Here is a 12,864-nt window from a genome sequence, read left to right as displayed (position 1 = left end):
GCCCTCAACAAGCTCTCGCAGCGCGTGGGCATCACGGTGGAGTCGCTCTCTACCCTGGTGCCGGCGGCGGAACTGTCCGGTGTCTCGGCGCAGACCTTCGAGACGGGGCTCAAGAAGCTCGCCACCACGATGTTCGAGGCGGCCACGGGCTCGGAGGAGTCCGCCCGGCGCCTCAAAGCGCTGGGTGTGGAGTTCAAGAACCAGGACGGCACGCTGCGCGCGACCGATGCGGTGCTGCTCGATCTGGCCGACCGCCTCCAGGCCATGCCCGACGGGGCGCAGAAGTCGGCGCTGGCGGTGCAACTGTTCGGCAAGAGCGGCGCGGAGCTCATCCCCTTCCTGAACCAGGGACGCGAAGGCATCGCGGCATTGACCGGCGAGATGGAAGCGCTCGGCGTGCAGATCGGCGGCGACACCGCCGCGCAGGCCGAGGTGTTCAACGACTCGCTGGCCAAGCTGCGGCTCGCCGCGACGAGTCTGGCCAACCGGGTGATCGAGGCGTTCCTGCCGGCCCTGAACGAGATGGCCGGCGGGATGGTCGAGTCGGCCAAGCAGGGCGGTGCCTTGCGCGCGATCCTGGACGGCGTCGTGCTGGTGCTCAAGACCCTGGCGCTGGGTGCCGCCACGGTCGGCAAGGCCTTCGTCGCCCTGGGCGAGGCGATCGGTGCCGGCGTGGCCGCGGCCGTGCAGGCCCTGCAAGGCAACACCGCCGGGGCCAAGGCCATCATCGCCGAACTCAAGGGCAGCCTCGTGCGGCGCCTGGACGAACTGGCCGAGTTCCGGGACAGCCTCTTCGACCCCAAGCCCATCGAGGTGCAGGCGCCCAAGGTGCAGGCCGACCCGGCGTTGCTGCAACGGCTCACGGCTCCGGGCAAGGCCCGCGAGGCCGCCAGCGCCCTGGCGGCCCTGCGCAAGGCGCAGATGGACGCCGAGTTCGCCCTGCTCAAAGACGGCCTCGAGCGCCAACAGCGCGCGCTCGATCAAGCACTGGAAGACCGGCTGCTGTCGGTGCGCGACTACCACGGCCGCAAGACTGCGCTGGAGCAGCGCGAACTCGACGCCGAGATCGCCCGTCGCCGGCTGGCACTCGCAGCTAGCCAAGCCGTCGCGACCAACCCGCGCGCATCAGAATCGGACCGCCTGCGAGCCAAAGCGGAGATCGCCAAGCTCGAGGCCGACCTCATCGTCCTCAGCGACCGCCGCGCCGACATCGAGCAGGCCAACGCCCGCGCCGCCGCCCGGGCCGAGCGGGAACTGGCCGATGCCCTGGCCGCCGCGCGCGAGGAGCTGGCCCAACTCACCGGCACGGCCACCGACGCCGACCGGCGAGCGGCCATCGAGCGCAGTTATCGGGATCTGCGCGCGCGCCTGGCCGCCGAGAGTGACGCCGCGGGCGTCTCGCTCATCGACCGGCTGATCGATGTGAAGGCCGCGCAGGCCAACCTCGCTGCGCTCGAAGCCCAGTGGCGCCTCGTCACCGAGCGCCTGAGGAACGCCCAGGAGGCGATCCAGACCCAGCAGCAGGCCGGCTTGCTCACCGAAGCCCAGGCCCGGCAGCAGATCGTGGCCTTGCAACAGCAATCGGCTGCCGAGATGCAGCGGCTCTTGTCTGCGATGCAGCAGGCCGCGCAGGCGATCGGGCCGGAAGCCGTGATCCGCGTGCAGGCCTGGCGCAACGAGCTGGAGCGCACGCGGCTCGTGACCGACGAACTCGCGCCGGTGTGGAACCGCATCGGCGAAGGGTTCGGGCAGGCCGTGCAGGGCATCGTCAGTGGGGCGCAGACGTTGCGCGAGGGGTTGTTCGACATCTTCCGCAGCATCTCGGAGGCCTTCCTGCAGCACCTGGTCATCCAGCCCTTCCAGCAGTGGGTGGCGATGCAGGCGCGGATGCTGGCGATGAAGCTGGGCTTTGCCCAGCAAGAAGCGGCCATCGAGCAGGCCGCGGCCGCCCAGTCGGTGGCCACCAAGCAGGCCGAGACGGCGGCCAAGGTCAGCGCCAATGCCGCCGAGGCCGGGTCAGGCGCGGCCGCCTCCCAGGCCGCGATTCCCGTCGTGGGGCCGGGGCTGGCGCTCGCGGCGATGGCGGCGATGGTGGCCGCCGTCATGGCGCTGATGGGCAAGGTCAAGAAGTTCGCTGTGGGCGGCTATGTCACCGGCCCCGGCACCTCGACCTCGGATTCGATCCCGGCGCGGCTGTCGGCCGGCGAGTACGTGGTGCGCGCGGCAGCGGTCAAGCGCGTGGGCGTGGCGTTTCTGGATGCCTTGAATGGCCTCAAGGCCCCGCCCGCGTGGGACGGCCAGCGCCTGGCCTTGGCCGCCGGCGGCCTGGTGCCGCAAGTGAACGTGCCGCCTGCGCAGCCGCAGGTGCAACAGGCCGTGCGCATCGTCAACGCCATCGACCCGGGCGTCACCCACGACCACCTGCAGACCCCCGCCGGCGAGCGGGTGATCCTCAACATCATCGGGCGCAACGCGCGCGCGGTGCGCGCGGCGCTCCAGGGATAGCCATGGCCTTGCTGTTCATCGACGGTTTCGATCACTACGACCCGCAGGCACTCGACCCCTTCGGCGATCCGTGGCTCGCGCGCGGCAAGGCGGCGTATCTGTCGCCGCAGGCCACGCGCATCCAGGGCCGGCGACCCTCGTCCTACGCCTTGCGTCTGCCGGCAGGTGCCGGCGGCGGCTACGTCAAGAACCTGGAGACCGGGCGCACCAGCCTCATCGTCGGTGCCGCTGTGCGCGTGGCGTCGTTCGAGAACACCGGCGAGGAGCCGGTGCTGCTCGGCGTGCGCGACACCACCGCGCAGGTGACGCACCTCGTGCGCATCGGCGAGGACGGCCGGCTCAAGCTCTACCGGCGGACGGGATCGGGGATGAGCGGCTGGGACCAGTTGATCTCGACCTCGGTCACGACGGCGGCCGTGCGGGGGTGGCACTACGTCGAACTGCAGGTCGTGCAAGGCACGAGCAACGGCACGTTGAACGTGCGCCTCAACGGCGTGCTCGCGATCACCCTGTCGGCGCAGAACACCACCCAGGGCGGCGGGCCGCTGCTCACCGCCTTTGCAGGCAGCGTGCCGGGCCAACCCTGCCCGGTCACCGTCGATGTGGACGACCTCTATCTCGCGGACACCTCGGGCACGATCAACAACACCTTCCTCGGCGACGTGCGGGTGGATGCGCTGAAGCCGCAAGCGTCTGGGGCACTGAACCAATGGACGGTCGAGCCCGCGGGACTGCCCGCTTGGGCTGCGGTGAGCGACGGCGATGAGACGACGGCGCTGCGCGCGGCCACGGCGGGCCTGCGCCAGACGTTCGACGTCGAGGCGCTGCCCGTGATGACCACCCCGGCGATCCACGGCGTGCAGGTGACCCTGCTCGCGCGCAAGACGGATGCGGGCACCGGCCGCGTGCGTGGGCTCGTGGCGAGCGGCGCGCAGACCGCCGTGAGCACCGACATCAATCTGCAAGAGCAACTGGCCTGGCACACGGCGCTGTTCGAGCGCAACCCGAACGGCAACGTCCAGTGGACGGAAGGCGCCTTCAACGCCGCCGAGTTCGGGCTGGAGTCGGCATGACGGATCGGGTCTTGCCTGAGGTGGTGGCCGAGGTCGGTGGCCAACCCACGCCGGGGGTGAGCGTTGTCGAGCAACGGGCCGAGGCGATCTCGCGCGCGGCCTTCGGGGCGCTGGCCGCCACGGCGCTGGCCGAGACCTCGGCCCAGCCGCTGCCGACCCCCCATCTCTCGACGCTGTGGGCCGAGACGTTGGCCGAGCCCGCGCCGCCGCTGCACGCCCCGGCCTTCTGGGTCGAGGTGTTGCGCCGCGATACCGCCGCGGCGGCGATGGTCACAGAAGCGATGGACGCCTTCGGCGAGACGCCCTGGCCCGAGGCCCAGCGCGGGGTGTTCGCCTTCCGCCACGACTGGGCCGAGCCCCTGGTCGAGCGCTTGCAATGGGCCACCGGCGTGGCACGGCTCGCCTCGGGCAACGAGGCGAGACAGGGCCTGCGACGCGTGCCGCGGCGCTTCCTGACCTACCGCGTGGGCCACGGGCGCGCGAGCGACGCGCTGGTGGCCGAGTGGCTGGCCGACCATCTGGGCCGGCTCGCGTGGTGGCCGCTGCCGCAGCACGTGGCGAGGCTGACCTCGGCGGCGGACACCGGCGCACGGGCGTTGGCGGTGACGCCGGTGGATGAAGCGGGCTTTGCGCCGGCCGCCGCAGAGCTGCGCCTGGAGGAAGACGGCCTGCACTGGCCTGCGGATCGGCGCTTCGCGCTGCTGATGGCCCCGGACGGCTGGCAGGTGCTGGCGCTCACCGAGGTGGAGCCGGATCGACTGTGGCTCACCGAGCCGCTGGCGCGGGCCGTCCCCGCGGGCGCGACCGTCCTGCCCCTGGTCGAGGGCCTCGCGGTGGAGCCGGCCGAGTTCGCGCAGTGGGTGCCGGGCATCATTGCCGGCAGCGTCACCGCACAGGTCGCCTTCGAGCCGCTGCCCGACGAAGGGCTGCTCGACGATCCCTGGCTCGACGGCCTGCCCGTCTGGCCCGATGGCAACTGGCGCGACGACCCTTCCGTCACGGCGCAGGGCGTGGTCACCCGGCAGGACCTCTCACCCGCAGACCCTTGGGTCCGCCGTGACGACCCGTGGCCGACGACGACCTTCCAGCGCCGGTTTCTGGCTGCCGGGCGTGAAGACATCACACGGTGGCGCGCGCGGCTGTACCGCGCCCAGGGGCGGCTCGGTGCCTGTTGGCTGCCCGACGGTCTGGCGCCGGTGTTGCGCGTGACGCGTGAGGCCGATGGAGAAGACGGCTTCCTGCGCGTCACAGGTGAGGACCTCTCGGCCTTCTGGCACCGTCCGGCGGGCGCGCTGATCGTGCATCCCGACGGCCAGCGCCAGCATGTGCTCACCGCCACCTGCCATCGCGACAGCGACGGCTGCAGCGTGCTGGTGCTGCGCTCCGGGCTCGAAGCCCCCGTCCCGGCCGGCAGCCGCGTCCTGCGTCTGGCCCGCTGCCGGCTCGACCACGACGCGGTGGAGTTCCACTGGCACACCCCCGAGCTGGTCGAGATGCCCCTGACCCTGCGCCGGCTGCCCGAGCCGCGCGGCAACGATCTCATCACGTACACCCCGTCCTGACCATGAGCGAGAGCCCCCTGTTCGAGGTCGAGCTCTACGTGTTCGAGGGCACGAGCGGCAGCTTCCGGCTCACCCCGCACGAGTTCGACGTGGAGATCGGCGGGGAGCGCTACGAGCGCTGCCCCCTCGAGCGCAGCGCGCTGGCGCTCGGCGCCGAGGCGGCCAAGTCAGCGCTGGAGTTGAGGCTGCCACCCAACCACGCGCTGGTGCGGCATCTGCTGCAAGCGACCCTCACCGGCGAGGCGACCGCGGTGCGACTGCGTATCGCCCGACGTGACGCCTGGGGTGATGCCTGGTGGCTTTCCGGCACGCGCTGGATGGGCCGCGTGCTCGGGGTGGAGGTGGCCGATGACTCTGCGCGCATCCGCTGCGAGTCCGCCCAGGTGAGCTTGAAGCGCATCGGCCTGCGGCGCCTGTACAGCCGTGCCTGCTCGCACGTGTTGTATTCCGCCGCGTGCGGGGCGACGCCGATTCTGGCCACCGCCGAAGTGATCCGCTCCGAAGGCCGCCAGGTGGAACTGGCGAGCCTGCCGCCCGAGGTGGCCGGCATGCTCGCCGGCGGCTGGTTGCAGACGCCGGCAGGCGCGCGCCACATGATCGTGAGCGAATCGACCGCAGGCGTGGAACTGCTCTACCCGGTGGGGCTTGCGCCGCAGACGCCCGTCGACCTCGTGGCCGGCTGCGATCACAGCGTGTCCACCTGCGCCGCGCGCTTTGACAACCTCGCCAACTACGGCGGCTTCCCCTTCATTCCGACGAAGAACCCGTTCTCGACGGGCGTCTTCTGAACGCACAGATCCTCCCATGTGGTACCTGGTCGTCATCGTCGTGGCGGCGCTGGTCTCCGTCGCCCTCGCGCCCAAGCCGCCCGCCCCGAAACCCGCCGAACTCTCCGACCTCGACGCGCCCACGGCCGAGGAGGGCCGACCGATCCCGGTCGTCTTCGGCGCGGTGCTGCTGCGCGGGGCGAACGTCGTGTGGTACGGCGACCTGGAGGCCGAACCGATCAAGAAGAAGGGCGGCAAGAAATGAGCGCCGACGTCCTCGTCACCATCGCCCACGTGCGCGCCGCGGGGCTCTGCGTGCACGGCACGCGCACCTGGTTCGCGCGCCAAGGCCTGGACTTCCGGGCCTTCCTCGCCCGGGGGCTGCCCGCCTCGAGCTTGCTCGCCACCGGGGATGCGATGGCCGCACGCGTGGTCGAGGTCGCGCAGGCCTGCCATGAGGAGCCGCGCTGATGGGCGGCCGCCGCAAGAAGCAGACCGTCGGCTACCGCTACCGCATCGGCATGCACCTGGTGCTGTGCCAGGGGCCGGTGGATGCGGTGCAGGAGATCCAGGTCGGCGAGCGCACCGCCTGGGGCGATGCGAGCCGCGCGCCGCTGGCGATCGGCCATGGGCTGGGGCGGCTCTCGATCCACAAGCCCACGCTCTTCGGCGGCGACGAACGCGAAGGCGGCGTGGTGGGTGAGGTGGATGTGCTCAGCGGCGATGCGACGCAAGGCCGCAACGACTACCTGATGAGCCGCCTGGGCGCGGCCATCCCGGCGTTTCGCGGGGTGTTGTCGATCGTGGCACGCAAGATCCTGTTCGCCGCGAACAACCCCTACCTCAAGCCCTGGGCGGTGCGGGTGCGGCGCTTCACGGCGGGCTGGCACGACGAACCCTGGATGCCCTGGAACGCCGAGGTGCGGACCTGGGATGCCGACACCGGCACCTCTCTCACCGTCGGCATGAACCCGGCCCACATCCTGGTGCAGTGCCTCACCGACCCGCACTGGGGCATGGGCTATCCGCCGTCCACCCTCGGCGCAAGCTTCTGGAACGCGGCCTGGGCGCTCGAAGCCGAAGGCTTCGGCCTGAACCTGGTCTGGACGCGCCAGCAGCCGATCGAGGCCTTCATCGCCCAGGTGCTCGACCACGTCGGCGGCATCCTCTACCTCGACCCCGAACGGGGCCGCTTCGAGCTCAAGCTCCTGCGCGACGATTACTGGATCGAGGGCCTGCCGCTTCTGGGCCCCGACGAGATCGTGCGCATGGAGCGCTTCGAGCGCGCGCAGTGGGGCGAGTTGCCCAACGAGATCACCGTGGTCTACACCGACTGGGCCACCGGCAAGGAAGCCACCGTCACGGTGCAAAACCTCGCCGCGATCCAACTGCAAGGCGGCGTGATCAACCAGCGGCGCGACTATCCGGGCGTGAACCACGGGCCGCTGGCCGCACGGCTCGCGCTGCGCGACCTGCGCGCACTCGGCTCGCCGCTGGCGCGCATGACGCTCACCGTCGCCCCCGGCGCCCTGGAGCGTCCGCCCCTGCCGGGGGACGTGTTCCTGCTGCATTGGCCACGCCTCGGCATCGAGCGCATGGTGGTGCGCGTGACCGGCATCGACACCGGCACGCTGGGCGCCACCGAATGGCGCATCGAGGCCGTGGAGGACGTCTTCGGCATGGGCCAGACCGTGCTCACGCCCACCCCACCGCGCCTCGAGGAGCCGCCGCTCGAACCGCTGCCGCCAGCCCTGGTGCTGGCCCTCGAGGTGCCCTACTGGGAACTCGCGCGGCGCCTGAGCCGGGCCGACCTCGCCACCCTCACCGACACCGACACCTACGTGGGGGCCCTGGCCTGTGCGGGCGGCACGGGGCAGTTGAACTGGCAGCTCGCCACCGGGACCGCGAGCGGTGAGCTCGAGGCGGTAGCCCCGGAAGACTACGCGCCCTTGCTCACGCTCGGCCAGGCGCTGCCGGCCACCGAATCCGATGCGCTGGCCGTGCCGGTGACGGCCATGGCCCAGCCCGAGCGCCTGGCGGTCGGCGACTACGCCTACCTGGTCGACGCCGGCGACGCGATCCGCGAAGCCGTGGCGATCCTCGCCTTCGATGCCACCGCGGGCACGGTGGATCTCGCCCGCGGGGTGCTCGACACCACGCCGCAGGCCCACGCGGCCGGCACGCGGCTGGTGGGCGTGGGCGAGTGGCTCGCCGCCGAGACCATCGAGCGCGCGCCGGGCGAGTCGGTCTTCGTCGCCGCCATCCCGCGCACGGCCAGCGCCGAAGGGGATGCGGTGCTGGCTGCCAACGGTGCGCCCCTCGTGCTCGCGGGCCGCCAGGCGCGGCCGTATCCGCCGGGGCGCATCCGGCTCAACGGCCAGCGCGAACCGGCCGTGGTCGCCGGCGACCTCACCCTCACCTGGGCACACCGCGACCGCACCCTGCAGACCGCCTACCTCGTGCACCAGGACGAGGGGGGCATCGGCCCCGAACCGGGCACGACCTACGGCGTGCGCCTCCGTGACCGCAACGGCACCCTCGTGCGCAGCGAGACTGGCCTCACCGGCAACACCTGGACCTGGGACGTGGCCAGTGCCGCCCTGGACGCCGGCGTCGCGGGCGACCGCGTCACCGTCGAGATCGAGGCCGAGTGCGACGGACTCGTGAGCTGGCAGGCGCAGGTGCGCACCGTCGAGCGCGCCGGCTACGGCTTGCGCTGGGGGCAGTACTGGGGCGGGGTGTGATGAGCGCGCGCATCGACGTGCACCTCTTGACGCTCGATGAGCCGACCGAATGGCGCGAGGCCTGCATCGCCAGCCTCGCCGGCGCGCCGATCCGCCTGCACCTGCTGCCCGGCATCCCGGGGCGTGTCGGGAGGGCCCGCGCGGCGGGCTTCGCGCGAGGGACCTTGCCGCTCGTGTCCTTCGTCGATCCCGACGACCGCTATGAGGCCGGCGCCTTCGCATTGCTGGCCGATGCCCTCGATGCCTGTCCGTCGGCGGTGCTGGCCTACACCGACGAGGCACTGATCGACGAGCAAGGCCGCCCCGTCGGCGTGCGGCGACTGGCCTACAGCGCCTTCCAGCACGCCCACTCGGCCAGCCACGTCCACGGCCTGATCGTGATGCGCCGAAGCGCCGTCGAGCCGGTGCTGACACGCATCGCCGATCTCGACGCCGGCGCCGACTGGTTGCTCACCCGCCTCGTGGCCAGGCGTGGCGGCGTGCTGCACCTGCCCCTCGTCGAGCGCCACTGGCGGCAGCACCCGAACCAGCACCACCGCCGCGGGCGCAGCACGGCTTTGGGGGCACTGCCGAGTCTTTCGACATCTTGAGGAGATGAACCGATGCCATTGACCGATCCGAACCTGGGCCTCGCCTACGGCTGGACGCTGGGCGAGTCCGGCTGGCACACCGAGATGGACGCGAACCTGAAGCGCCTGGGCGCCATCGTGGGCCTGTCGGTGACGAGCCGCACTACGGCCGCGCCGCCCGCCAGTCCCGCCGAGGGCGAGCGCTACATCGTGCCGGCCGGTGCCACCGGCGCCTGGGCCGGCAGGACCGACCAGATCGCGGTGCGGATCAACGGCGCCTGGGAGTACCACGCGCCCAAGGTCGGCTGGCTCGCCTTTATTGCCGCCGAGGACAGGCTCGCCGTCTACAAGGCGGGCGGCTGGAGTACCGGCATTTCCGTCTGACTCCACACCCCGCCGTCACCCCCGAACCCGCCCGCGTGGCGGGTTCGTCGTTTTTGGAGACCGCCCATGACTGAACCGACCCAAGCCCCCGCCCTCGTCGAGAACATGCTGCTCCTGCGCCGCGAGGACTTCGAAGACCTGCTCGACCGTGCCTCCGAGCGCGGGGCCGAGCGGGTGCTCGCGCACCTCGGCCTCGAGAACGGCCACGCCGCCCGCGACCTCCGCGAGCTGCGCGATCTGCTGGAGGCGTGGCGCGACGCGCGCAAGACCGCCTGGCAGACCACCATCAAGTTGCTGACGACCGCCATCCTCGCCGCACTGCTGGTCGGGGCCGCCATCAAGCTCAAGCTGATGGGAGGTGGCCAATGATCGAGACCTTGCTCGGTGGCCTCCTGGGCGGAGCCTTCCGCTTGGCGCCCGAGGTTCTCAAGTGGCTGGACCGCAAGGGCGAGCGCAGCCATGAACTCGCCATGCAGGACAAGGCGCTGGAGTTCGAGAAGCTGCGCGGCGCGCAGCGCATGGCCGAGATCGGCGCCGGGGCGGATGCTGCCTGGAACACCGGCGCCGTCGAGGCACTGCGCGAGGCGGTCGCCGCGCAGGGCCGAACCTCGGGCGTGAAGTGGGCCGATGCGCTGTCCACCACGGTCAGGCCCGTGGTCACCTACCTCTTCGTGCTGATGTATGCCGGGGTGAAGCTCTCGACCTTCGTCGGCTCGGTTCAGTCGGGCGTGGGGTTCGGGCCGGCGTTGCTCGCAGCTTGGTCGGAAGCGGATCAGGCCTTGCTTGCGGGCATCCTGAACTACTGGTTCCTCAATCGCACGCTGGAAAAGGGGCTGCGGTGATGGGGCGGTCGGACGAGACTGTGCGGTCGTGGAGCCGCAAGCACCGACCGCTTGCAGAGCGCTTCTGGGAAAAGGTCGAGGTGCGCGCCCCGCATGAATGCTGGCAATGGCTCGCATCGACCAAGGAGGGAGGCTACGGCAAGATCGCCGATGACGACGGGCGCATCCAATTGGCGCATCGCATCGCCTATCGCCTGGTCTTCGGTGACCTTTCTCCCGGGCTGGTGGTGTGTCATCGCTGCGACAACCCCGGTTGCGTCAACCCGCAGCATCTCTTCGTCGGTACGCAGGCGGAGAACCTTCGGGACATGCGCAACAAGCTCCGAGACAACCCGCCGCGCGGAAGCAGACACCCCAAAGCCAGGCTCGACGAGGCTTTGGTAGCGCGGGTTCGTGCCGACGTCCGCAGTCATCGGCGCATCGCCAAAGACTACGGTATCGGCAAATCGACCGTCGGCATGATCAAGGCAGGCGCGACATGGACGCACGTGTGATTCGCGTGCCGCCTCAAGCGATCGAGCTTGCGAAACGCTTCGAAGGCTTTCACCGCGTTCCAAAGCACGATCCCAACCGCGCCTATCCGTACATCTGTCCGGCCGGCTATCCGACGATCGGCTACGGGCATCTGTGCGACCCCAAGCAGCCGCCGATCACGGAAGGCGAGGCCGAGGCCTACCTCGCCCAGGATCTGAAGGTGGCGCTCGCCGCCACGTTGCGCTACTGCCCGGTGCTGGCCGCGGAGTCGGAGGGGAGGCTGATCGCGATAACCGACTTCGCCTTCAACTTGGGAGCGGGCCGTCTGCAAACGTCGACCCTACGCCGTCGGGTCAACCAGCGGGATTGGTCAGCCGCCGCCGCTGAACTTCGCCGGTGGGTGTACGGCGGTGGGAGGGTATTGCCAGGACTTGTTGCTCGACGGGAAGCCGAGGCGCGTCTTCTCGTGCACGGGTAACAGATCCGGGAGCATGGCCGTGTATGCGCTACGTGCATTGACATGATAGATTATGCTCTTAACGCATCAACGGCTAAGGCAATGGCGATCACCAGCGTTGGAGAACTGGTCAAAGCTGCTCGCAACGGGCGCAGCCAGAAGGAGTTCGCTGCCTTCCTGGGCGTGAAACAGTCCTCGGTGAGCCGCTACGAGAGCGGCAAGGCAAGCCCACCGATCCGAGTGATCGAGCAGTGCATGCAGCTGGTGCATGCGGCAAACGCGGAAGACGCCCCCACCGCCGACCAACTGGCAGAACGCATTCGCGCCGCCCTGGCGGACCCCGACCTGCGGCAGGCGCGCTTGGCGCTATCTCGGTTGGTGGATGCCTTTGTGTCCGAACACGCGCAGACTCGCGTTACGCGTGCTGCGCCTCAATGATCACTGGAGGCTGACGTGGCGACTCAATCGACCATCGAGTGGACTGAGCAGACGTGGAACCCAACCACCGGTTGCACCAAGGTTTCACCGGGGTGCAAGAACTGCTACGCGGAAGTGATGGCGCGCCGGCTCCACGCCATGGGCGCGCCCGGCTACGAGAACGGGTTCAAGCTCACGTTGCATGAGACCCGGCTCGAACAGCCCCTGCTGCGCAAAAAGCCGACAACGTACTTCGTCAACAGCATGAGCGATCTGTTCCACGAGGCCGTTCCGGACGCCTTCCTGGATCGTGTGTTCTCGATCATCGAGCGTACCCCTCACCACACGTACCAGATCCTCACCAAGCGCGCGGAACGGTTACCGGAGTACTTTGCTCGCCGTGCCTGCCCGAGAAATGTTTGGCTTGGAGTGTCGGTCGAAGACAAGAAGTACGGTGTTCCGCGCATCGCACACCTGCGCAAGGTAGATGCGCATATTCGATTCTTGTCCGTCGAGCCGCTGCTGGAAGACCTCGGACGAATCGACCTGCGCGACATTCACTGGGTCATCGTCGGTGGCGAGTCCGGGCACAAAGCCCGGCCGATGCGAGAAGAATGGGTGGCGAACGTACAGGCCCAGGCCGAGGCTGCTGGTGCGGCATTCTTTTTCAAGCAATGGGGCGGCTGGGGTGCCGACGGTGTCAAGCGCCACAAGAAGGCAAACGGCCGCATCTTCCGGGGCCGCACGTGGGACGAGTACCCGGAAGCGATGACTTGCGCTTAGGGAAACGCTGATCAAGCCCCGCGCCGCGGCGAGATTGTCCTGCGCGGGGCGAAACGGAGCGTTTTTGGCGCGTTCTACGGCCTCGAGGGCCTTACTGGCGGGCCCTTCGGCGCCCGCCCGGGCCATGATGGGCCCATTACGGGCGCACCAATGCCGGCACGCGCCGTGCGGCCATGTACAGGTTGACCATCGCCAGCGCCGTGAAGGCGCGGTTGGCGTTCTTGGCCAGGCCTCGGTAGCGCACCTTGGCAAAGCCCCACAGGCGCTTGAGCACATGAAACGGGTGC

General features: G+C 70.0%; 15 protein-coding genes and 1 pseudogene. 15 read left to right on the top strand and 1 reads right to left on the bottom strand.

The features are described 5' to 3' along the window. From F615_RS0116285 to F615_RS0116215, 15 genes are all read left to right on the top strand, one after another. On the top strand, positions 1-2,505 hold a 2,505-nt coding region (locus tag F615_RS0116285; RefSeq protein WP_019562231.1), incomplete at its 5' end, for a tail protein. Positions 2,506-2,507: 2 nt separating this feature from the next. Continuing rightward, positions 2,508-3,578, top strand: coding sequence for a hypothetical protein (locus F615_RS0116280; RefSeq protein ID WP_019562230.1), 1,071 nt, complete (start codon positions 2,508-2,510; stop codon positions 3,576-3,578). Further along, entirely contained in the window at positions 3,575-5,140 is a 1,566-nt protein-coding gene (locus F615_RS0116275) for a hypothetical protein (protein WP_019562229.1), read from the top strand. The genes F615_RS0116280 and F615_RS0116275 overlap by 4 nt, the downstream gene beginning before the upstream one ends. A gap of 2 nt (positions 5,141-5,142) precedes the next feature. Beyond that, the gene (locus F615_RS0116270) at positions 5,143-5,928 is read left to right on the top strand and encodes a phage BR0599 family protein (RefSeq protein ID WP_019562228.1); all 786 of its coding nucleotides are present in this window, start codon (positions 5,143-5,145) and stop codon (positions 5,926-5,928) included. A 16-nt stretch (positions 5,929-5,944) separates the two neighbouring features. Further along, the gene (locus F615_RS0116265) at positions 5,945-6,172 is read left to right on the top strand and encodes a hypothetical protein (protein WP_019562227.1); all 228 of its coding nucleotides are present in this window, start codon (positions 5,945-5,947) and stop codon (positions 6,170-6,172) included. Beyond that, on the top strand, positions 6,169-6,378 hold the full coding sequence (locus tag F615_RS0116260) for a hypothetical protein (RefSeq protein WP_019562226.1): 210 nt from the start codon (positions 6,169-6,171) through the stop codon (positions 6,376-6,378). Before F615_RS0116265 ends, F615_RS0116260 begins: the two co-directional genes overlap by 4 nt. Then, on the top strand, positions 6,378-8,651 hold the full coding sequence (locus F615_RS0116255) for a phage tail protein (RefSeq protein WP_019562225.1): 2,274 nt from the start codon (positions 6,378-6,380) through the stop codon (positions 8,649-8,651). Before F615_RS0116260 ends, F615_RS0116255 begins: the two co-directional genes overlap by 1 nt. Next, on the top strand, positions 8,651-9,241 hold the full coding sequence (locus tag F615_RS0116250) for a glycosyltransferase family protein (RefSeq protein WP_019562224.1): 591 nt from the start codon (positions 8,651-8,653) through the stop codon (positions 9,239-9,241). Before F615_RS0116255 ends, F615_RS0116250 begins: the two co-directional genes overlap by 1 nt. A 12-nt stretch (positions 9,242-9,253) precedes the next feature. After that, complete coding sequence (locus F615_RS0116245; RefSeq protein ID WP_019562223.1) at positions 9,254-9,604, top strand: DUF2793 domain-containing protein; 351 nt, start codon at positions 9,254-9,256, stop codon at positions 9,602-9,604. Between the two features lie 66 nt (positions 9,605-9,670). Then, a complete protein-coding gene (locus F615_RS0116240; protein ID WP_019562222.1) occupies positions 9,671-9,973 on the top strand; it encodes a DUF6127 family protein in 303 nt (100 codons plus the stop codon). Further along, positions 9,970-10,446, top strand: coding sequence for a hypothetical protein (locus F615_RS0116235; protein ID WP_019562221.1), 477 nt, complete (start codon positions 9,970-9,972; stop codon positions 10,444-10,446). Before F615_RS0116240 ends, F615_RS0116235 begins: the two co-directional genes overlap by 4 nt. Then, a complete protein-coding gene (locus F615_RS0116230) occupies positions 10,446-10,940 on the top strand; it encodes an HNH endonuclease signature motif containing protein (protein ID WP_019562220.1) in 495 nt (164 codons plus the stop codon). Before F615_RS0116235 ends, F615_RS0116230 begins: the two co-directional genes overlap by 1 nt. Continuing rightward, entirely contained in the window at positions 10,925-11,398 is a 474-nt protein-coding gene (locus tag F615_RS0116225) for a lysozyme (protein ID WP_019562219.1), read from the top strand. Before F615_RS0116230 ends, F615_RS0116225 begins: the two co-directional genes overlap by 16 nt. Before the next feature lie 81 nt (positions 11,399-11,479). Continuing rightward, positions 11,480-11,815: a helix-turn-helix domain-containing protein gene (locus F615_RS0116220; protein ID WP_019562218.1), complete on the top strand. Its 336-nt coding sequence runs from the start codon at positions 11,480-11,482 to the stop codon at positions 11,813-11,815. A 15-nt stretch (positions 11,816-11,830) separates the two neighbouring features. Further along, positions 11,831-12,577, top strand: coding sequence for a DUF5131 family protein (locus tag F615_RS0116215; protein WP_019562217.1), 747 nt, complete (start codon positions 11,831-11,833; stop codon positions 12,575-12,577). A gap of 136 nt (positions 12,578-12,713) precedes the next feature. Here the strand turns inward: F615_RS0116215 and F615_RS20075 are convergent. After that, a pseudogene (locus F615_RS20075) lies at positions 12,714-12,864 on the bottom strand (IS5/IS1182 family transposase); the annotation flags it as partial.

Origin of the sequence: Caldimonas manganoxidans ATCC BAA-369 (assembly GCF_000381125.1) — a bacterium.
GTDB lineage: Bacteria > Pseudomonadota > Gammaproteobacteria > Burkholderiales > Burkholderiaceae_C > Caldimonas > Caldimonas manganoxidans.
The sequence above is the reverse complement of the archived record's forward strand: the minus strand, read 5'-3'. Positions and strand labels throughout refer to the sequence as shown.